Source organism: Thalassoglobus sp. JC818, from assembly GCF_040717535.1.
Lineage (GTDB): Bacteria > Planctomycetota > Planctomycetia > Planctomycetales > Planctomycetaceae > Thalassoglobus.
The window spans coordinates 663,941-684,109 of sequence record NZ_JBFEFI010000003.1; the positions used below are offsets into that span (position 1 = coordinate 663,941).

At 53.1% G+C, this 20,169-nt stretch carries 12 protein-coding genes; 6 read left to right on the forward strand and 6 right to left on the reverse strand.

What is annotated here, in order from left to right:
- Nucleotides 1-4: 4 nt before the first annotated feature.
- The 4 genes from AB1L42_RS10460 to AB1L42_RS10475 form a co-directional block, all read right to left on the reverse strand.
- Nucleotides 5-1,072, reverse strand: coding sequence for a phosphotransferase (locus AB1L42_RS10460; RefSeq protein WP_367054318.1), 1,068 nt, complete (start codon nucleotides 1,070-1,072; stop codon nucleotides 5-7).
- An 85-nt stretch (nucleotides 1,073-1,157) separates the two neighbouring features.
- Nucleotides 1,158-2,942, reverse strand: coding sequence for a c-type cytochrome (locus AB1L42_RS10465; RefSeq protein WP_367054321.1), 1,785 nt, complete (start codon nucleotides 2,940-2,942; stop codon nucleotides 1,158-1,160).
- A 49-nt stretch (nucleotides 2,943-2,991) separates the two neighbouring features.
- Complete coding sequence (locus tag AB1L42_RS10470; protein ID WP_367054324.1) at nucleotides 2,992-7,446, reverse strand: PVC-type heme-binding CxxCH protein; 4,455 nt, start codon at nucleotides 7,444-7,446, stop codon at nucleotides 2,992-2,994.
- An 83-nt stretch (nucleotides 7,447-7,529) separates the two neighbouring features.
- Nucleotides 7,530-8,651 (reverse strand): Gfo/Idh/MocA family oxidoreductase, encoded by a 1,122-nt coding sequence (locus tag AB1L42_RS10475; RefSeq protein WP_367054327.1) that lies wholly within the window; start codon nucleotides 8,649-8,651, stop codon nucleotides 7,530-7,532.
- 466 nt (nucleotides 8,652-9,117) lie between these two features.
- On the opposite strand from AB1L42_RS10475, the gene AB1L42_RS10480 reads away from it, so the two are divergent.
- Entirely contained in the window at nucleotides 9,118-10,278 is a 1,161-nt protein-coding gene (locus tag AB1L42_RS10480) for a DNA-binding transcriptional regulator (RefSeq protein WP_367054330.1), read from the forward strand.
- Nucleotides 10,279-10,445: 167 nt separating this feature from the next.
- A complete protein-coding gene (locus AB1L42_RS10485) occupies nucleotides 10,446-12,326 on the forward strand; it encodes a GTPase (protein ID WP_367054333.1) in 1,881 nt (626 codons plus the stop codon).
- Nucleotides 12,327-12,338: 12 nt separating this feature from the next.
- On the opposite strand, the gene AB1L42_RS10490 is transcribed toward AB1L42_RS10485, so the two are convergent.
- Entirely contained in the window at nucleotides 12,339-13,583 is a 1,245-nt protein-coding gene (locus tag AB1L42_RS10490) for a hypothetical protein (protein ID WP_367054336.1), read from the reverse strand.
- A complete protein-coding gene (locus tag AB1L42_RS10495) occupies nucleotides 13,580-15,286 on the reverse strand; it encodes a hypothetical protein (RefSeq protein ID WP_367054339.1) in 1,707 nt (568 codons plus the stop codon). The genes AB1L42_RS10490 and AB1L42_RS10495 overlap by 4 nt, the downstream gene beginning before the upstream one ends.
- A 259-nt stretch (nucleotides 15,287-15,545) precedes the next feature.
- Between AB1L42_RS10495 and AB1L42_RS10500 the strand changes: the two genes are divergently transcribed.
- The 4 genes from AB1L42_RS10500 (at nucleotide 15,546) to AB1L42_RS10515 (ending at nucleotide 20,156) form a co-directional block, all read left to right on the forward strand.
- Complete coding sequence (locus AB1L42_RS10500) at nucleotides 15,546-16,742, forward strand: glycine C-acetyltransferase (protein WP_367054342.1); 1,197 nt, start codon at nucleotides 15,546-15,548, stop codon at nucleotides 16,740-16,742.
- A gap of 213 nt (nucleotides 16,743-16,955) precedes the next feature.
- Nucleotides 16,956-18,032 (forward strand): tRNA dihydrouridine synthase DusB, encoded by a 1,077-nt coding sequence (dusB, locus tag AB1L42_RS10505; RefSeq protein WP_367054345.1) that lies wholly within the window; start codon nucleotides 16,956-16,958, stop codon nucleotides 18,030-18,032.
- 122 nt (nucleotides 18,033-18,154) lie between these two features.
- A complete protein-coding gene (locus tag AB1L42_RS10510) occupies nucleotides 18,155-18,430 on the forward strand; it encodes a hypothetical protein (RefSeq protein ID WP_367054348.1) in 276 nt (91 codons plus the stop codon).
- 70 nt (nucleotides 18,431-18,500) lie between these two features.
- Nucleotides 18,501-20,156, forward strand: coding sequence for a fatty acid CoA ligase family protein (locus AB1L42_RS10515; protein WP_367054829.1), 1,656 nt, complete (start codon nucleotides 18,501-18,503; stop codon nucleotides 20,154-20,156).
- The last annotated feature ends 13 nt before the right edge of the window (nucleotides 20,157-20,169 follow it).

Below are 20,169 nucleotides of genomic sequence, written 5' to 3' on the forward strand. Positions count from 1 at the left end.
CGTTTCAGTTCCAGGCTGAGTAGCGTTCCCGGTTCTCCGGAGCATGGAGTCGCTTCATCCGGGATGCGATTGTGTGCATCCGTTCAAGGACCTCTTTCTCTCTTGATTCTGCCACCTCAGCGCGACACCACCGCTCCACCCAGGTGAGTCCGCTCAACAGAACCGAGCTGCGATCGAGTGCGATCAGCACTTTGAGATCGTTCGAAGTCAGCGAACGATGTTGCCGATACTGGTCGAGTGCGAGTTCCCAGCGTTCAAAGTCATCACCCCACAGGCTTCCAAGAAATCGTGACAAATCCGTGGCAGGATGATCGGTGCGTGTAGCACTGGCGTCGATGATTCCGGTGACGCGACGATTCGTAAGCAAAATGTGTTCACGGTGCATGTCACGCCAGCATGGGAAGACTGCAAGCTTCAGACTTGAAAGCGATTTCAGCTCGTGCAGAATCTCCGTCGATGATTCATGGAACCGTGACAAAATTTCGACGCAAATTTCTCGCGCAACTTTGGACAGTCCCTGGTATTGAAGTGTTGTCTGACCAGTTGAAGCACTCTGCCAGGATTGAATGAGTTGAGCCCGTTCGATGACCGCAGGCACGACGTCGACACCACTTGAAAACCACCTCTGGCCGGATGTCTGAGACAGAAAGCGTTCGCTCGCCAGATGAAGACTGGCGAGTGTCTGCATGATGGATTGAACGTTCTCTGGCGAGCAGTCACCAAAAGTCGCAGGGATGCCGGGCAGCCAGGGTTCGCATTGCCAGAATTGTCCGATATGCAGAACCAACGTCTCTCCGGAATTCACTCGGACTGGAACGGCGACCGGAAGGCCAAGATTGTTGAGATGATTGAGGTACGCGTGGAGCTCTCGAATTCTCTCTGCAGGGAGCGAATCCTGCGGCCATCCTCGCAGCGCGTAGTCCGCGAGGTTGGTCGTCACTCTGGCGATTGTTGCACCGCTGAATCCGCTTGAGACCAGCTTGATCTCTTCGACTCTCTCACCGGGAGCGAGGAACGTGTTCACGACTGAGTTGAGAAAGCGATCAGACTGCTGAGGGACAAATTCAGACATGAGTCAGAGGTCGGTGCGCTCTCCGATTTTCGGTTTCTCAATTGGGCAGTTTTGATTATCGGAACAGATCTTCGAGAACTCTTCCCTACGGCTTTTCATAGGGAAGGACTTTGAGAAACTCAACAATCGCGTCGATGTCTTCATCTTTGAGGTGAGATGTTCGACCATGTTTGTCATCTGGATTGGCTGTAGTCAGGAGATCTTTCAGAGTCTCTGCCGTTCCGTCGTGAAGATAGGGCGCAGTTCGATAGACACCGAGCAACGTGGGAGTGTCATAGCGGGTTCCCATTTTCTCGGTGGGATCGTTTCGGCCCGTTCCGACATCGTGCATTTTGCGGTCGGTGTAAACTTTCCCAGAATGACATTCAGCGCATCCGACTTGTTCGGAGAAGAACAGTTTCCGACCCTTTTCGACTTCCGCACTGAGACCACTTTTCGAGTACGGGCTGAGCTCGAATGGATGAGAATTCGTGTACGCAGCGAGTGCGTCGAGTTCACCAGAAAGACCGGCATTCGGCTCACCGAGCATGTCGTTGACGCGACCGGTGATGAGGCCGCGTCCGCCCATGAGGGGAGAGCGAATTGTGTATTCGAAGTCATGGACCTCGTCCCGGTCTGCTGACCAGTGAATCGGGTGAGTGTCGATCAGCCCGCGAATCGATTGGGTGTTTCGTAGTCCTTCAGGCTGTTGCCAGGTTCGGCCATCGGAATCACCGTCTGGGTGACAGCTCGAGCAGGAGATCCAGCGTCTTCTGGTCATGGGAGGATGAGCGGAATAGAACAGCTTTTTCCCGATGAGAACTTGCGGATCACCAGACCACTTACTGACTTTGATGCTCGCTTTCCGCGTCAGTTGCCGGGCATCAAAAACGTCGACAGTGAAGTCGAGAGAATTGTAGACGTAGAATGACTGCGAGTCTTCGGACACCTTAACAGCACGCGGATTGGCCCCTGTCTTGATCAGGCCCGCGAACTCGATTTCGAAGTAATTGTCGTCGAGAATGTTGCAGGCGAACATGTCGTCCGTCCCGCTGAAGACAATGTAAAGTCTTCTGCCATCTGGAGAGATGGCCACTTCCCATGGATTCGCGACGACATACGTGCCCCGGAAAGAATCCATTTGGATTCTCTTGCGGTCCAGATCATCAGCTCCGGGAAGGTTCACGACTCCCAGGTAAGGAAAGATCGACCCGGAACCGTGAGCAACGTTCGTGACGGACCTTTGAAGCGGCAGGTAAGCTTTGGGCCAGTCGGGATGGATGGTGATCTGTCTGGCCAAATTGTCTTGAGGAGATCCTTCCCATTCCTCAGTCACACTCCAGGAGTTCAGATCGATCGCTTTCACGATCCCTGTGTAGTATTCGGTGACGAGCAGGCTTTTGTTTTCCACAAGTGCCAGCCCGCGCAGAAACGAACCTGCCTTGAGTGATCGCGTGATTGTTTTTGAATTTGGATCAACCTCGATGACTTCGCCGGGATATTCCAGGGTGACCCATAAGCGAGTTCCCTCTGCATCCGAGACCACTGAATATGGTTCGTCGAACACGTCGACAGAACCGGTGATCTCTCTGGACTTCGCGTCGACAAAGACGATCTGATCTTCGGCGTAGACTGCGACCGCGACGATGTCGCTCTTGCCGACGAAAGACACTCCTTCCGGATGACGTCCAACAGGGATTTCGTGAGCGACTGTTTGGTCATTCAGGTCAACGATCGTCACTGTTCCCGAATCGCGATTGCTGCAAACCAACAGTTGCCCGTTGGCGGAGATGTCCATCAAGCTGTTGGAAATCCCCGCCATCAAGGATGTTGAAGTTGTTATTGCCAGTCCGATCGCAAGACAGGTTGTTATCACTCGACAGAAGCTCAAGTTCTTTCCTCCGTGGTGTCACATTGGTTCGGTCGAGTGAACGGAAAGATCACGGAGTCTCGACCGTAATGGCCATGAAGATGGGGGCTGTTCCATCCTCTCCTTTGATCAACTCGATTCTCTCGACGGCAAGATCCGAACGTGCTGGTTGGATCTGGAAGTAGCGGACCTGTCGTCCGTCCAGATTGTAAGCAAATTCAGATTGTTCAACATCGACTCTCCGAACATAGTCGGCGAAGTGAACACCATTTTTCAACTCAATGTCTTCCGTCGTTCCGTCTGAATAGGTCAACTTCATCAGCACGGAAGTCGTTTTTTCCTGATGGGCTGGGAAGCTCCATCCGCCGATCCCGCCGAGAACATGAATTGATTTGACCGGGCTGTGAACCGGGAACTCAACTTGCCTTGGCATTTTCGGAGGGATGTCCCCGAGCGGTCCATTCAGCATCACGACGTTTGGAACTTCGGTTCCCTTGGGGTCGACGAGCAGGAACGGAACGGAGTTGAAAACTTTCGGTTTCCAGTCGGGGAAGACCAGACGTTCGACCGGCGAGACTCCGTAGAACATGGGAGTGGTGCTTGCGATGGTCGCGATTTTTCGTAGATCGATCGGGACGTATTTTCCCTTGTTTGTCAGGAACTCGAGCAGATTGCCGAGTTCTTCTGGCGTCATCTGTTTTTCGAATCCTTCGGGCATCAGAGATTTAGGCGACGCGAGGAGTTCTTCGATGTCTTCGCGTGGAAGCGTTCTTCGTTTGGCGTCTGTGTCGATGAGTTCAATCGAAGTCCGCGATTCTGCAGCCATCATTCCTGAGAAGATCCGTCCTTCGATCGTCACGACAGTGTACAAGCGGAAGTTGCCTTCGACGCTGCGGCTTGGATCGAGGATGTGAACGAGCAGTTCTTCCTTCGGATGGACGACCATGCCTGTCAGGTTCGGGCCGATCTCTTCACCGAGATCGCCATGTTTGTGGCACTTCGCACAATGCTTTGTAAAGACCGCTTTGCCGAGCTCTACATCGCCTTTCATATGGGTGACCGAAAGTAAATCTTCAATGACTTTCTGTCGATCAGCGTTCGGCAGTCCTCCGCCTGCTTCCATGATTTCTCGGGATCGACGACGGATGGGGCGCGATGGGTGATCCGTCAACGCTCGCTTCTGATCGAGAGAAAGATCAGAGAACGGAATCTGTCCCGCTTCTACTCCGTCGAGGAAGGCAATCGTCGTTTCCGGACGGGCCAATAGAACGCGAATGGCTGCTTCGCGAATCGAAGGTGTGAATGCGCTTAATCTTCCAGCAAGTTGTTGACCGATCGTCTCAGCGGTGCTGTTCATGAGGGCGTTCATGATTCCCGTGGAAAACTCGGGAGGTGATTGTGGAGTGATCAAATCGAGAAGCTGTGAGACAGCTTGATCACTCTTGTTCTGGAAGGCGATCAACTCGTTGATCGCAGACAAGCGATTCTCAATCGACTGTCGATCGTCGCGAATCGTGGACAAGAGAGCTTGAACGATCTCATCTGCATACTTGGAGAGTGCATCGCTACCGAGGAGATTAGCGAGACGAATGACACGTCCTTTGACATCATTCGGAATCGACTGGACCAACGCGATCATTGACTGCTCAAGCTGTTCCGTCGGTTCAAGCTGATAATCGGAAGGCCATCCTTCTGTGAGCCCTGTGAGGACTGCTGACGAGAGTTCGGAGTTGAGTTGGGCGGTTGCCGGCAGAACCGTTTCGAGTTCTTCTGCGCTGGGGCGTCCACGTGTGAAGTGTTCGGAGACAATCCTTAGAACTTCTTGTCGTTTCGCCAGCGACTCGGGTGAGTCATTCGAAATCTGAGTTCCGACTTCGGCCGCACGTTCCAGGAATGGGACAGCGTGAACAGCGGCAGCGCTCGTCATGGCGTCGGCAAGCCATTGATCGTTGACGTCTCCTCCGACGAACAGGCGTTCTGCAACGAGTTTGCCTGCCCGGTCTTGAGTATTCTGATCAGAGAGAGCGAGCAACGCAGCGAGGCGAACCTGGGCGTTTTCATCGGCAAGCACTCCGCTTGATTCGATCAATTGCACCGATTCATTTGCGACCGGCAGCGACTGTAGTGCGAGCCGGCGAACTCCTGCCGCAGGATGGTTCAAGGAACGTTCCAGCAACGCGAACGAATCGGAATTGTTCGCAGAGAAATAGTCGAGACCCTGCAGGACTCCAATGGCGTGCATCGCTGCCGGGTCGAGACCGATTTCATCGAGTTGAGGAGAGTCAACGATCTTTACGAGTTCAGGAATGAGATCGTCTCGGTTTTCTTCGATGAGCAACCTTTGGGCATGGAGTCGGACGAGATAAGACGTGTTGCGGAGTGCATCGATCAGCCCGGCGCCGTCGGTGCGATCAAGGACTGGAAACGCGGTTGAGGGCGAGTCTTGATGAACGACGCGGTAAATGCGTCCATGTTTCTTGTCTCGCAGATCACTCTCGTAGGCGCGGCCTTTTCCCGTCTCGAAACCTTGTGGAGTTGGATTGTGTTGGACGATGTAGTTGTACCAGTCGAGGAACCACACGTTTCCATCGGGTCCAACTTCAGCTGCGATCGGAGCGGACCACTCATCATCGCTGGCGACCAGATTCAGCGGGCTGGTCGATGTGTAGCCGGCTCCATCAGGTTTCAGGACGAATGTCCCGATCAGCTTCCCGGTCGGTCCGCAGACAAAAGCTGTTCGGTTCCACCATTGTTGAGGGTAATTCCGTCCGGTGTACAAAGCGTGTCCGGCAGCTGCAGTGTACCCACCATGCTGATCGACTTGACGAATACGATCGGTAATTGGATTGAAGAGATACGTGTCCGCGATCGTTCTGAGCTGTTGTGGGCCCCAACCGCGAACGCGTTCGTAATACCTGTTGGGAATTGGCATGAAGACACTCGGATTGCGATTCGCTGTCGAACCGAAAACAAGCCCTTCCTCGCTGATGCCGAGTCCCCAGGTGTTGTTGTCAGTGGAGCGAATGAATTCGAGGTCCGTGACTTTCGGCGGTTCAGAGTTATCGAGACGAAATCTCCAGAATCCCATACGGAAACCGGGTTGTTTCTCTCCTGTTGCTTCGATCACTGGTTCGGAATCGTTGTATCCCTGCATACCCCAGAACCAGTTGTCGATTCCGTATCGAAGCTGGCTGACTCCGCCGTGTGTGTCGACGAGTGCCCAGTTCGAAATAATGACGTCTCGCTGATCGGCGACGTCATCGCCGTCGGTGTCTTTCAACCAAAGCGTTTCTGTTCCGTTCTGAACAATCGCTCCGCCGTTGTGAAAGGTGATCGAAGTTGGAATGCTCAGGTTTTCGGCAAAGACGGTGAACTTGTCGGCCTGACCATCCTGGTCTGTGTCTTCACAGATTCGGATTCGGTCGCGACCTTTGTTTTCCGGCATCAACTCGTTGGGATAGTCGATTGTCTCGCAAACCCACAATCGGCCGCGCTCATCCCAGTTCATGGCGATCGGTTTGCCGACCAGCCCGGAGTAAGTTCGTTCGCTGTCGTTGTCATTCGTGAACTGTTCAGAGGCAAAGAGTTCGAGGTGAAAGCCTTCCGGAGCCACGTAGTGCTTCATCGACTCTTCTGCTGGTACTGGGGCCTGCATGGTGGTCAAAGCTTCCCCGAGCGTTCCCCATTTGTCCGAAGGAACGTAGTTCGGAATCTTGGCTCCAACGTCGATGTAGTCGAATGGGGCAAGGTCTTCAGTGAGTGAGGTCATCTCCGGAACATCAAATCGCTGCGTGTCCGTGAAAGCGCCAGCGAGTTGCGGATCGTCGCCGCAAGCCCATCGAATTCCACGCTCGACGAGGTTGTGAAACCCGGGATGACCCCAGGTTCGATCGTCGTGTCCCCAAGCAGTGTAAAAGACACGTCCGTCGCCGTGGGTTCGAGTCCACGTCCAAGGTTCCTCGGTATTTCCGTCGGCCTGCATTCCCTGACGTCGAACTTCGACAACGTTTCTGTTCTCGGTGTTGTGCAAGTGGTGAACGTAGGTCTCGTCCCAGCTTTCAAAGCCTGAGAACCCCTGCATGAGAGGAATGTCTGGTTCTACGATGACGGTTGAGAATTCTTCGCCGCCGTGCTTCAGGAACTGGCCGCCCATCAAGGCCACGATTCGGGGATCGTTCCGGAAGCAATAGGTCGCACAGTGAAGAGGAATGAAACCCTTTCCATTCGCGACATACTTCAGTAAGGCATCCGCCTGGTCCTTTTCGATTTGGTCAATGTTGGCGTAAACAATGAGACCGTCGAATTGATTGAGCGTCGACTCGTTCAAGTTTTTGACGTCGTCTGTGTATTTGAGTTCGATTCCGCGTTCGCTGAGCACAGGAGCAAGTTGCGCGAATCGGTCGGCAGGACGATGAGCCCCATTGTCGCCGAGGAAGAGGAGTTCGAGATCTTTGCCCGATGCTGATGATGCGGTCAGCAGGCAAAGCACCATCAAACTTAAGGTGAGAACGAATCGATCGCGCATGAGAGTGTCCGTTGTGAAAGTGAACGTAACAATTCGCCGATGCTGACGATGGACCTGCCAGCATCGGCGTTTGTGAAGTGGGTTTACTGGCCGAGAGTGAACTCAGGCAGAGGCACAATTTTTCCGCCTTGCGAAGCTGACTCGTGTGCACAGATTCCGACACACGTCCAGTTCGCGCTTGTGACCGCGTTCGGCCATGGATCTCGGTCTTCGATGAGAGCACTCGTGAATTCATGAACGAGATGCGGATGCGAACCCCCGTGACCGCCGCCTTGAACGAACGAGAGGTGTCCCGCATCGTGAATTTCTTCAGGCAGCGTAAAGCGTCGAATTTCTTCCGGAAGCAGTTCTGCAAAGTCAGGGACTTCGATTTTCTCTGGAATCTCAGGCTCTGGTTTTTTTGCTGTGTGCAGAACGTGTGGTTCGTTTTCGATGAGCGTCCACTCGAAACTCTTCTTGGTTCCGTAGACGTCAAAACTCTCACGATACTGTCGTGCGACATCGTACAGGAATCGCCAGATATGCGCGGTCAGATCTGTGTCTTTGATCTTGATGTGACAGGTTTCGACGGCGAATGAGTTTCCGGATTTTTGAGCGATGTCATCACGAACGGTTCCCGAACCGAAGCAGCTGACATACTCAGCCAACCCGTTGACCAGCCCCAGGCAAGGACTCACGACATGCGTTGCGTAATGCATGGGAATCATCTTTTCCCAATAGCTTGGCCAGCCATCCATGTCTTGTGGGTGTGAAGCGGCGAGGTGCTGAATCTTCCCGAGTTCTCCATCTTCGAACATCTTCTTGATGAAGAGGAACTCGCGACTGTAGACGACGGTTTCCGCCATCATGTATTTCAGGCCCGTCTCTTTGACCTTTTCCACGATCTGTCGACACTCGTCGATGGTGGTCGCCATCGGGACGGTACACATGACGTGCTTGCCAGCATCGAGAGCTTTCAGCGACATCCACGCGTGGTCAGGAATTGGGCTGTTGATGTGAACGAAGTCGATTTCCTGATCGGCCAGAACGTCGTCATAGTCCGTGTACCGCTTGGGGATTCCAAACTGCTCGCCCGACTTTTGAAGCTCAGCTTCATTTCGTCGGCAGATTGCCAGGACATTTGTGTTGGGATGGGCTTGATAGATCGGGATGAATTCGGCACCGAATCCCAATCCAATCATGGCAACATTGACGGTCTTACTCATGAAGTTTTCTTTCTATTCGTTCTCGATGACTGTCGGGCGCGTCATCAATTCCGTCCCGAGAGTCGGCGAAGGGAAATCGTTCACTCAATTCGGCGCGAACGTTCACTCCAATCTATTGTGGCAACCCATCCAAGTTCGTCCATGAGATTCCGCGCAGGATTGTTGAGATATTTTACGTTGTCTAGAATGGGCGAGTCGAACTTCGGTTCAGAACGAATTTGCTGCTCACAATCTGAGTCGCTGCAGAACATTTTTCTTGGTCGGTCACTACCAGTCGAAGATCGATTGATGTGATGATTTGCTTGAAGTTGCAATAAGTTGAATGTCGTGAGAGCTTCCCGGTTAAGTCCGCGATAATCTCCGAATTGTTTGAATCGATCGAACGTGTATTGGTCTTTCCAACATCTGGAAACTCACTTCTTTTCGTTCAGATGGGTTTGTTGTTGAGCTATTTCTCCGAGAAAAAATGAACGATCGCCGAGCGGTTGCACTGTTGATTGAAACGTCGAATGCCTACGCTCGCGGGCTGTTGGAAGGAATCGTCGAATGGATTCGCCAGCACAATGCATGGTCGATCTATCTACCGGAGCAAATGCGCGGGGCTGATCCTCCGACCTGGCTTTCTCGCTGGAAGGGGGATGGAATCATTGCCCGCATCGAAACACAGGCGATTGCCGCGGCGGTCAGAAAGAGTCGACTGCCGGTCGTGGACGTGAGTGCCGCGAGGCTCGTCCCGGAAATTCCATGGGTGGAGACGAATGATCAATCGATCGCCGAACTCGCAGCTCAGCATCTTCTGGATCGAGGGTTTCAACACTTCGGCTTCTGCGGAGATCCAGGTTTTCAGTGGTCAACGCTGCGTGAGACGCACTTTGTGGAAGCCATTCAGAGATCTAAACTAGGCTGTTCCGTTCATCGATCCATCGCTCAGTACGATCCGAGATACTCCTGGAATCGTGAGAAGCAACGCCTGATTCATTGGCTCAAGAAACTGCCTCGACCGGTCGGGATCATGTGTTGTTACGATGTGAAAGCGCAGCAGTTGCTCGATGTTTGCCGCGAACTGGACGTCGCAGTCCCTGAAGAAGTGGCCGTCGTCGGCGTCGACAATGATCATCTGCTGTGTGAACTTTCTGATCCTCCATTGTCGAGTGTGGCACCGGATGCTCGACAAACTGGTTTCGAAGCTGCGGAGCTATTAAATCGGATGATGTCAGGGGACTGCGTCGATTCAGATCCTCGGTTTATCGAACCGCTGGGGATTGAAGTTCGCCAGTCGAGCGATGTCCTGGCAATCGAAGATCATGAGATCGCCGCAGCTGTGCGGTTCATTCGAGAGAACGCAACCTCGGGAATTCAGGTGGCTGACGTTCTTCGGGAAGTTCCGCTTTCACGCCGCGCACTCGAAGGAAGGTTTGTAAAAATCCTCGGCCGGACTCCTCATCAGGAAATCATGAGACTCCGCATCGACCGCGTGAAACGACTGCTATTGGAAACTGATCGAACACTGAGCGACATCGCGCGTGCGGTCGGGTTCGAGCATGTTGAATATCTTTCTGTGGCATTCAAACGCGAAGTCGGGACAACGCCGAAGGAATTTCGAAAGGGACGCACCAGTAAGAAGTGATGAGTGGGAGTCAGCGATTCTTTGTGACGCACTCTTCGATCGATGACTCTGTCACACAATTTGAGATTTCCCGCAACGCTCAAGTTGCTCTACGATGTAGAAAGTGATTTCAAGTAAAGTGAAACTCCCTACTTCCGTCCGTTATTGAATCGGCTGAATCCCAGAACATGGCATCCCAACTGGATATTTGTGCGGACCTGATTGCTCAGGTGAGCAATGCGGTTTCACTGCTTGACAGGCAGATTGGTTCGTTTGAACTCACGTCTTTGGATCGTCGTGATTGGTATGAGCTGCTGCATCAGAAGCTTCTTCCACAACTCGGGCAGGAAGCATTTCTAATCGTCGCGGTCGTTGGAGGAACGAACATTGGTAAAAGTGTTGTGTTCAATCACGTCGCCGGTGACCGCTTGAGTGCAACGAGTCCATTGGCTTCAGGGACAAAGCATCCGACAGCCATTTTACCTCGAGGCTTTTCCTCGAATCATAACTTATCGAAGCTGTTCCCCGGGTTCCGAGTCTCGGAATGGGTCGATGCTGATGCTCCGTTGGCTGAGAATCCCGAACATCTCTTGTATTGGCGGGAGAGTGAAAGTCTCCCGGAGAATCTGGTCGTGCTCGACACTCCGGATGTCGATAGCGTCGCCGAGGTCAACTGGGAGCGGGCGGATCATATTCGTCTGAGTGCGGATGTTCTGCTTGCAGTGCTCACTCAGCAGAAATACAACGACTCCGCAGTGAAAGAATTCTTCCGCAAAGCATCCGACGAGGGAAAACTCGTCATTGTGATTTTCAATCAGGTTCTGTTGCCTGAAGATGGTGAATACTGGCCGCTCTGGTTGAAAACGTTTGAGGCAGAAACCGGATTGAATCCTCATTCTGTGTATATTGCTCCCAATGACCGCCGGGCTGCCGAATCGAATGCGCTACCGTTTTACGAACAGAAGTGGCCGCAGGAGGAAGGCGACTACAAAACTGATCTGACTGAGAGAAACTTGCTTCGCGATCTTTCGGAACTCCGTTTTTCTGAAATCAAGCTGCAAACGCTTGAGGGGGCGATTGAACACCTCTGCAGCCCCGAAGTTGGCATTCCGTCGTGGCTTGGTGAAGTTCGACGTCGCGGAGCGGAGTTTGGAGAAGCTCTCAATCTAATGTCAGCCCAGCGACTCGTTGAAGTCGACCGATGGCCGGGACTGCCCAACTCGGTGATGATTCGGAAGATTCGAGAGTGGTGGGCACGCCAGCGGGAAGGATGGTCACGCAGCGTCCACGGTTTCTATCATGCGGTCGGAACAGCTGTGGCGTATCCCGTCAAACTCTTGATGGAGACCAAGGGCAATTCTGTTTCCCCCATCGAAGAATACAGAGCCAGAGAATGGGAGGTCATTCTTCAGGCACTTGAGAATACACTCGAACGACTTTCGTGGCTGGAAGAACTCGACAATCCTCGGCTGAGCCCCAAGCTGAAAGAAATTCTGGGCGGGAAGTCTCGTGCAGAGTTGATCGAGAAGTTCCGACTCGATCACCAAGCTCTCGACTTCGAACGGATTCTCGACGAGATGATCAATCGTCAATTGAGTGGGTTTCGCGAAGAGAGTCCGGAGTCGTACAAGCTCTTTCGACGCATCGATACGCTGGCCGCTGCCGCTCGTCCGGCTGTCAGTGTCGGGCTGTTTATGACAGGAGTCGGACCCGTGGGCGACGTCTTATACCCCGCCGTGGCTGACACTGCGATGCAGGGGATGTTTCATCTGGCGACGGATGCGGTCGGTGGAACAGTGGTGACGGCGGTCGGTGACAAAGTCATCACTGAAGGAGCGTCCACGAGCGCTGGTTATCTGGAATCAAAGTTTCGTCGGCTTCACACGCAATTTGCACAACAACGTGCGGAATGGCTCGCGAGTGAGCTCGAACGTCATCTCTTCGGAAATCTCCCGGAAGAGCTCGCTCGGGCGGCGAAAATCGGAGAGACGCCGGAATTTAAACGGGTTGAAAAGTTGGTCAATGAGTTGCGGCATCTACTGGCCACAACATCAGTTCAGAATTCCTGAGGCATCGCTGTCTTAAGGCGATTCGATTGCGGATGCTTCTGCGCCGTAGGGGTGTTCGAGTTCCCAGTCTTTCCAGAACTCGTCGGGGCGTACGCTCTTCCAGTTTGCCAGTGCTGATCCGACGTGCGTGAAGAAGGTGTACCGAGCCGCGATTTGCTCGTCAGTCATGTCGAGCGTCGTCGCAATAATCCAGTCGACTGCTCGTTGCAGCTGATCATCGGGAAGCAGAAGTTCTTTGGGAGCGATTGATTGCCACTCCAGGTGATGCCCGGTTGAGATGATTTTCTGATAGATCGGTTCGTCGAGAGGATCGAGAACAGCCGCTGCACCATCGGGCCAGTTCGAAGGCCAGCTTCCGTCTTCGAATTGCGATCCGATGAGCATGTCTCGAGTTCGTGTGAGAAACTGCCAGACATCATTCCGCGTTTGTTCCGAAAGGATCTCGGTCTCTTCGTCAATGCGTAATAGCACTACCAGCGAATAGACGCGATGGGTTCCGCTGCACACGCCGTATTGTTTGTGGCCTCGCATCAGCCGCTTCGCGATGAGGTCGAATGAATACTCGCGACCGTCTCCCCCCTGCCAAGTTCGGACTGGCGGAATCCATAGCCCAAAGGCCATGGCTGTCCATTCAACTTCTCGCTCATCCAGTCGAAAGTCAGCCAGCGCTTCGTGAATGACATCGCGAATTGTGTCTCCGCGACGGGACGGACCATAGACCGGAGTATCAATCGAAACACCTGCTTCGGTGAGGCTGGCGAGAAGATGGTCATGGTGATACGAGGCACACTTGTCAGCTCCCCAGCGAATTCGAACACCCGACGTTTTCTCCTCGAGAAGTGGGCGAATCGATTTTCCCCACGATTCGAGGTAGGCATTGTGATCGGTCAGAAACAACAGCATCTCTTGTCCGGAAACTGCTTCCGGGTCTTGAAACTCTGCTTCGACTGACCACGTCCTCAGAGCATGTTCGATGAAGTTGGGCTTCATCTGTTCTCGACTAAATCGTGGAACAATTCTTTCGAGAACGCTCGCAAGTTCCTCGTCGCTGACCCAGTCTGGCCGATCGTAGAGCGGCGAGATTCGGTTTGGGTATTCTCGTTCGATGGGAACGACGATCGGGGCAGATTGTTTCAGAATCTGTTCATGGACAATCTGTCGGTTCGGGCTTCCGCTCATGATGTAAGCGGTCCCGAAAGCGATCAGTACGAAAGCTTGAACGGCAATCAAACGAGTGTCAGAGCGTTTTCTTTTCATGATTCAAGCTCCGGCAATTCAGGCGTGAACTCAGAGTGCTGCGAGACAGCTTGATCGTCCGGGAGTGGTTGATCAGTAATCGGTTTGAGTCGCTCGAAGATGACGGCTCGATCATCGATATAGACCTGCTTCCAAGTATCTGTAGCTACTTCGAGTCGTTGGATGAGCGGAGCTTGTTTGCTTCGATAAAGAACGAGGGTGTTGACTCCGTATCGATCGAGTTTCGTGCTCCAGCTGGACCCTGCACGTGAGATTTCGAGGTAGTCCCGCCAGATTTCTTCAGGGATGAGGTGGGCATGCGAAGCAACAAAGACTTGCAGGTCCTTCGGTCCCGCCCAGAGGAGGTAATCTCCCCATTCATAGATGTTGAAAATTTGGCCGACAGGCGGATGCTCGCGGAGGTATTCGGCAGCATCGATCGGAGTCGTTTTCGAGACTTGCTTTCGAAAAGCTGCTTCGACGCGACCTTCATCCTTGGGAGGCCCGTGAATAATGATTCCGCCGAAGGGAGTGTAAGCGAATCCAATCCAGATTAACCCGAGGCTCGCAACCGCGTATCCTCCGGATCGTTTGGCGGGTTGCGGTCTTCCGTTCATCCAGACTCGCCAGATAGCCGAAGCATGCAGTCCAAAGTAGTAGGCAGCAATGATTCCCCACCAGACAATGAATCGCGAAATCCAAAGCGTGGCTCCGCCCAGCCCAAACAAGAGGAGAATCTCCCCAACGGTGATCCGTCTCGGCGTCATGCGATATGCGAAGATCAGTAACGTCGCCAGGAACGCGGCAGCCTGTCCCTGCTTCATGCGAAGCGTGAGTGGCTCCCATTCAATGAGACTTTCGAGGTTGTGATTGCTCGAAATGGCGAGTACTTCTCCGTAGATTCCGATGCCGTATGGATTCACAAGGCAAGCGACCGCTGAGAACTCTAAGGCGTAGAGAAGTTGACGGACGCGTGACTCCGAAAGGGCAAGCTTGATCGATCGTGATGTCTTCCAGACATCGATGAATCTTCCCACGGTCAGTGCTCCCAGCATCGCGAGACCGACGAGAAAAGAGCCGTGAACGTTCGCCCATATCGCAAAAAGACTCGCGATGAGCGCGGGTGTCCATTTCTTCCAGTGAGACGTCGTCGCCAGGACGAAGACGAGAGCGAAGCAAAGCATCCCACCCAATTGAGGCCGAACGATGATGATCTGCTGGTATTCGATCCAGAGCAGCAGAAACACCGAGAACAAAGCGATCCAGACTTGTCCGGTCCGCCGATAGAGTGATCCCGCTACCAGGGCTGCGCATCCAGCGATGCAAAGTCCGTACAGAAATTGAATCCCCGACGGTCCCCATCGATCGTAAACATGGAAGCAAACAAGCTGTCCCAACCAGGCAGTGTCGATGATTCGGACCCCTTCGGCCAACGGCATCAAGGGTTCTGTTTCTGGCAGTTGTCCATGCTCTGCGATCCATCGGCCATAGCCAAGGTGTCCCCAGAGGTCTGTGTGCCACAGCGGAGTGTAGTTGAGAATCAGGAAGAGGACCGAAATTGCACCGGTCAGAAGGACGGCTCTTCCGGAAAGTTTCAGTGCTTCTGGAGTCCGATCGGTCAGCACGGCAACATTCGGTTTTCCGTCAGAAGTCTGATATTCCGTCTTTTTTGTGTCAGGAGTGACCACCGGAGAAGACTCGGATTCTGGGGATTGAGTAACCACGTGCGCCGACAAGATTCGTGTTATGGATCGGAAAAGTCTTCCTTCAGCTTAGGTTGATTCGCCAGTCGCCGCATCCAAGGATCGACCCCATCGTCCCCCAGCGAATGAATCCCGGTCTTTGCCTTGGAAAAAAAGGAATTTGCAGCCAAACTGCGTTCGGCGGGATGTTCCAAAAGAATCGATTGATAACAGTTTACCAGTTGCGCTTTGGGTAGACGAAGTCTGATGTGTGCAGTGATTAACTGCTGAGGAGTGATTGATGTACGGAAAGTTCCAGGAATACCTGTCTGAGCAGTTGGCGAAGGTCAAAGAGGAAGGTCTGCACAAGCACGAACGGGTGATTGAATCGCCTCAAAGCAACAGGATCACCGTTAGTGGTCGAGAAGTTCTCAACCTGTGCGCGAACAATTACCTCGGTCTGGCTGATCATCCCTTGATGGTCGAAGCGGCTCACGAGGGGCTTGAGAAGTGGGGGCTCGGAACAGCATCGGTCCGTTTCATCTGTGGAACGCAGGGAGTTCACACGGATCTCGAGAAGGCTCTATCGACGTTCCTCGGGACACAAGAAACGATTCTGTATTCCTCCTGTTTCGACGCCAACGGTGGTCTCTTCGAAACATTGCTGGGGCCAGAAGATGCCATTCTTTCGGACGCTCTGAATCACGCCAGCATCATCGATGGAATTCGTCTCTGCAAAGCGAAGCGGTTCCGATATCAAAACAATGACATGGAGGATCTGGAGAGTCAGCTGCAACAAGCTGAAGGATGCCGCTATCGAATGATCGCGACCGATGGCGTCTTTTCGATGGATGGTTCATTGGCGAAGCTGCCAGAGATTTGTCATCTAGCCGAGAAGTACAATGCGCTGGTTATGGTCGATGATTCGCACGCTGTCGGTTTGATCGGCAAGACTGGTCGCGGAACGCCGGAACACTTCGGTGTGACTGATCGCATCGACATCCTGACCGGAACGTTGGGAAAAGCACTCGGTGGAGCGAGTGGCGGATATACTTCTGGCCGCAAGGAGATTGTGGACTGGTTGCGTCAGCGATCACGTCCTTACCTCTTCTCAAATTCACTGGCACCGCCGATTGCTGCGACGGCAATTCAGGCTTTACAAATTCTCAAAGACGATCCGGGCCTCTTGCGGTCGATTCAGGAGAATACTCGTTTCTTTCGAGAGGGGATCACGAAAATCGGATTGAAAGTGCTCCCGGGAGAGCATCCAATCATTCCGATCATGATCGGCGATGCGACACTCGCTGCGAAGATGGCGGATGCGCTGCTTGAGAAAGGTTTGTATGTCATCGGATTCTCGTATCCTGTGGTTCCGCAAGGCCTCGCCAGAATCAGAACACAGATCTCCGCATCGCACACACGCGAAGATCTGGAGTTCGCACTGGAGCAGTTTGCAGCTGTGAAAGCGGAACTCAACATTCCCGATGATCAAGGATAAAGATGACTCAGGGGGAATCGGAGCGACCCAGTGTTGAATTGCAGTCGCGAGGGAAATCGATTCAACTGAAGTGAAACAACTTTGCCTGCCCAGGAGAATGAAAGTTCTCGAACGGGCAGGTTCTCTTGTCAGTCAGGACATTTGGGCCGATAACGAAATTCGCGAACGAACTCGCGTAGGAGATCACTGAACACGATTATGAGTACGCACTCGATGTCGATTTCGGAACTGCCGAAGGCAAGCACTTTGAAATACGGCGATCTTGTCTTGCCGTCGCGGTACCTGCTGTCTCCACTGGCTGGTTTTACGAACCTTCCGTTTCGTCGAATCTGTCGCGAGATTGGAGGGGTCGGACTGTGCACGACTGACCTTGTGAGTGCTCGTGGTTTACTTGAGAAAAGTGCGAAGTCGCTGCAACTGATTCAAACTTGCGAAGTCGATTCCCCCTACTCCGTTCAAATCTTCGGGCCGAACCCGGACGAGATGCACGATGCTGCGCAGTTTCTGGAAGAGTTCGGGGTCGATTCAATCGACATCAACATGGGCTGTCCGGTTGATCGCATCACAAAAGGTGGCGCTGGGTCAGCGATGATGTGTTCGACGGATCAGACAATCGGACTTGTCCAGCGAGTTGTCGAAGCTGTGAAGCTGCCGGTGACTGTGAAGATGCGACTCGGATGGGATTCGAAGCAACTCACCGCTCCTCGCTTTGCCCGTGAGTTTGAACAGGTGGGAGTCGTGGCTGTCGCGATCCATGGTCGAACTCGTGAGCAGGGATTTTCCGGAGTTGTCGATCTCGATGGAATTCGACAAGTGGTCGAAGCGGTGGAATCCATTCCAGTGATCGGCAACGGTGATATTCGGAATGTCGCGGATGCGGAGCGCATGTTTCAGGAAACGGGATGTCAGGGGATTTCAATTGGCCGCGGCGCTTTGGCGAATCCGTGGATCTTCCGCCAGCTTTGCGAATGGGAGACAACCGGGCAGTTTCAGCCTCCTGGAAATTTCGACGATCGTCTTGAATTGATGTTGCGGCAATTCGGTTATCTGGAGGAGATGGTTGGACCAGAGAGAGCGATCTTGATGTTCCGCAAAATGGGTCACTGGTACCTCAAAGGCATGCGAGTTCGCAAAGCGCTGCGACATCAGTTTCAAACTGCACGAAGCCAAGCAGAGATTCATCAAGCGGTCGAAGAGATTCGCCGCGACGGTCCGGTCTTCGGAACAAGAACCGGAGTGTTGCCGGAAATGAACATTCAAGTTCCTTCTGGTCCGGTCGAAAGATGGTGACCCGGAAACAATTGTCTTCGAATCCATGAAATTCAATGAACGAGAAGACAACCGGTTTGACGCTTTCGATCAAAAAAGACTAACCTTCCGCTGTGTGGGAATTCTGTCGAGAAAGTTGATTGATGGCCAAGCGTCGATCTTCAAAGCCGACTGCAGGACAACGCGTTCGTGTCAATGATGGCGTGTCGATGCCAGAGTATCCAGAGCTGGATATTTCAGGATGGACAGGAGTCGTTATGGAAACACAAGGACGTGGAGCGACTGCTAAGGTGATATTGAACTGGAGCGATGAAGCTCTGGAATCCATGTCGAACGAATATCGTGAGATGTGTGACAGTCAAAATATGCTCTATTCCATGGCCTGTCTGTTAATGAACGACGTCACGATTGATGAGTGACAGGGGCGAAGCAACATCATCCGCGATTGACAGCATAAATACTGCGTCAACGACGGGTTCTTCTGCAAACATCGCAGCTCGACTGACGGAAATGGCCAAGCTGTTTCCCGATCAACTCGCGATTGCTGAGCCAGTAAAAGTTCAGAAGAACGGCTGGATAATCGATCGTCGGGTGACCTTCGCGGAACTTGATGAGCGCTCCGATCGGATTGCTGCCGGGTTGATCGAACGTGGTTTTCGACCGGGAATGAAGCTCGTTCTGTTTGTTCCGTTTGGAATCGATTTCATCACGCTGACCTTTGCGTTGTTCAAAGCAGGCGCGGTAATCGTTCTCATCGATCCGGGCATGGGCCGAACGAATATCTTTCGTTGTCTCGAAGAGGTTCAGCCAGACGGATTCGTCGCGGTGCCGATCGTGCATCTTGTCCGCATGTTGAATTCACGTCGATTCCAGAGTGCCAAGTTTAATGTTCTCAGTCGCCTCTGGTTGCCGGGGATGAAAGGAACTCTTCAGTCGCTCTCCAAGGCGAGTCGAGAAGGCTTTACTCCCCATCACTCCGCAGCGACGGATTTGGCTGCGGTGATCTTCACAAGCGGAAGCACCGGGCCGCCCAAAGGAGTGGCTTACGAACATGGAATGTTCGATGCACAGGTGAAACTGATTCAGGAGTTCTATCAGATCCAACCCCAAGAAGTTGATCTGCCTGGGTTCCCACTTTTCGGATTATTCAACGCAGCAATGGGCGTGACAACCATCATTCCGGACATGGACCCGACGAAGCCAGCGACGGTCGACCCGCCAAAAATTGTGGCAGCGATTCGACAATACGGAGTGACTCAGGCCTTCGGATCGCCAGCGTTTTGGAATCGAGTGGCTCGCTTCTGTGTTGAACACAAAGAGACATTTCCGTCCCTGAATCGAGCCCTCTCGGCGGGAGGACCGGTCCCGCTGCATGTCCTGGAGCGAATGCGAAAAGTGCTCACGAAAGCAGACGCGGATCTACATACTCCTTACGGAGCCACAGAAAGCCTGCCGGTGGCGTCGATTGGTGCTCAAACCGTTCTGGAAACGACTGCGGAAGCGACCCGGAAAGGGGCTGGAACATGTGTCGGCACGACCTTCCCCAGCGTTGATGTTCGGGTCATTGAAATCCATGAGGGCCCACTTAAGTCGATCGACGACGCAACCATTCTCCCGGAGAATGAGATCGGGGAAATCATTGTTCGAAGTCCCAGCGTGACACGCGAGTACTTTAAGCGACCCGATGCAACGCGCTTGGCAAAGATCGTGGATGGCGATCGATTTTGGCATCGGATTGGAGACGTCGGTTACCTCGATTCTGAACAGCGATTGTGGTTTTGCGGACGCAAGGCACATATTGTCGTACATCAGGGGCAGCGAATGTTCTCTGTCTGCTGCGAGGCGATTTTCAATCAGCATCCAGATGTTTACCGGTCGGCTTTGATCGGACTGGGAGATGCTCCGAATCAGACGCCGGTGGTGGTCGTTGAACCTGAAGCGGGACAGTTTCCTGAGAGCGCAGCAGATCAAGAGAAAGTGCGACAGGAGCTATTGGAACTGGGGGCGGCCAACTCTTTGACGCACGAGATCAAAGACATTCTTTTTCACAGAAGTTTGCCGGTTGATACACGACATAACGTGAAGATTCAGCGAGAAGCACTCGCTCAGTGGGCAAAGACGCAGGTGCTTTCGACTCGCGATTGATCGCCAGAGATCA

Excerpts from the sequence above, each read along its gene's own strand:
- AB1L42_RS10460 (WP_367054318.1), bottom strand. The coding sequence starts at position 1,072 with ATGTCTGAATTTGTCCCTCAGCAGTCTGATCGCTTTCTCAACTCAGTC.
- AB1L42_RS10470 (WP_367054324.1), bottom strand. The coding sequence starts at position 7,446 with ATGCGCGATCGATTCGTTCTCACCTTAAGTTTGATGGTGCTTTGCCTG.
- AB1L42_RS10475 (WP_367054327.1), bottom strand. The coding sequence starts at position 8,651 with ATGAGTAAGACCGTCAATGTTGCCATGATTGGATTGGGATTCGGTGCC.
- AB1L42_RS10480 (WP_367054330.1), top strand. The coding sequence starts at position 9,118 with ATGAACGATCGCCGAGCGGTTGCACTGTTGATTGAAACGTCGAATGCC.
- AB1L42_RS10485 (WP_367054333.1), top strand. The coding sequence starts at position 10,446 with ATGGCATCCCAACTGGATATTTGTGCGGACCTGATTGCTCAGGTGAGC.
- AB1L42_RS10490 (WP_367054336.1), bottom strand. The coding sequence starts at position 13,583 with ATGAAAAGAAAACGCTCTGACACTCGTTTGATTGCCGTTCAAGCTTTC.
- AB1L42_RS10500 (WP_367054342.1), top strand. The coding sequence starts at position 15,546 with ATGTACGGAAAGTTCCAGGAATACCTGTCTGAGCAGTTGGCGAAGGTC.
- dusB (WP_367054345.1), top strand. The coding sequence starts at position 16,956 with ATGTCGATTTCGGAACTGCCGAAGGCAAGCACTTTGAAATACGGCGAT.
- AB1L42_RS10510 (WP_367054348.1), top strand. The coding sequence starts at position 18,155 with ATGGCCAAGCGTCGATCTTCAAAGCCGACTGCAGGACAACGCGTTCGT.